This is a genomic window from Flavobacterium sp. 22659 (assembly GCF_052044235.1).
GTDB lineage: Bacteria > Bacteroidota > Bacteroidia > Flavobacteriales > Flavobacteriaceae > Flavobacterium > Flavobacterium johnsoniae.
On the sequence record NZ_JBQEMU010000056.1, the window covers coordinates 1 to 330 of the forward strand.

Here is a 330-nt window from a genome sequence, read left to right on the forward strand (position 1 = left end):
TTTCTGGGTCTGTTCAATGTGCTCATAGTTCAAAGATATTAAGACGGAATTTTTACTTTTTCAATAATTTTTCTAAATACTCTACTTTTTCTTTTTCAGCCTGAACTAATTCTTTTTCAGCCAAAACTAAACGTTCGTAAAGTTCAACCATTTTATCCAAAGGATTAAAAGTAAAAATAGGTCCAGATGCAGCTTGACCATTACTTGAACTATTATCATAAAAGTTATTAAAGAAATTGAAAACAGATTCTTCTGTAAAATTTTCAATAGCTTCAACTGTTACACCAAGTGCTTTTGCAATTTGCACCAGTTTATCAAAATCAACAGTTT

At 29.4% G+C, this 330-nt stretch carries 1 pseudogene; it reads right to left on the minus strand.

Annotated elements, in window-relative coordinates:
• Positions 1–52: 52 nt before the first annotated feature.
• Positions 53–330: pseudogene (locus ACTJIW_RS24210) on the minus strand (transcriptional regulator); the annotation flags it as partial.